We start from the raw sequence: 580 nt of genomic DNA, 5'->3' as shown, positions 1-580 counted from the left end.
TGCTAATAATTAGTAAACAAAAAGAGCACCTTCTGGTAAGATAAAAGTGACCAAACCATTACTCACCGGAGGTGCTCTTATGTTTAAACATTATACCATGAATCAAGTGATTTTGCCTTTAGATTTAGAGATTAAATTAGATAAAAATGATATTGCTTTTGCCATAAATGATTTGGTTGAAAGTATTCCAGTAGAATCTTTTGAAGATTTTGCTCGTAGTACAGGATGTCCAGCTTACCATCCGCGTATGATGATGAAAATTATTTTGTGTGCTTATACACAGTCCGTATTTTCCGGACGGAAAATAGAAGCGTTACTAAAAGATAGTATCCGCATGATGTGGTTAGCTCAAGGGTACGAACCAAGTTATCGTACGATTAATCGATTTCGTACAAACCCTTTAGTTGAGGAATTATTACGTCAATGTTTTGTACAATTCCGTTCTAAACTTGTTCAAGAAAAAGAAATAGATGCGGAAGCTGTTTTTATCGACGGTACAAAAATAGAAGCTAATGCGAATAAGTTTACATTTGTTTGGCGTAAATCTGTTGAAAGATACAGTTCGAACCTGATTGAAAAA

Annotated in this window: 1 protein-coding gene; it reads left to right on the top strand. The window is 34.3% G+C overall.

From position 1 onward, the window contains the following. Window positions 1-79: 79 nt before the first annotated feature. Window positions 80-580 (top strand): transposase (locus KQI49_RS18435; protein ID WP_216491010.1); only part of this gene is annotated, 501 nt, incomplete at its 3' end.

The organism is Virgibacillus sp. MSJ-26 (assembly GCF_018918075.1).
In the GTDB taxonomy this organism is placed as follows: domain Bacteria; phylum Bacillota; class Bacilli; order Bacillales; family Amphibacillaceae; genus MSJ-26.
Note: the sequence above shows the minus strand (reverse complement) of the source record. Positions and strands in the feature narration are given on the sequence as shown.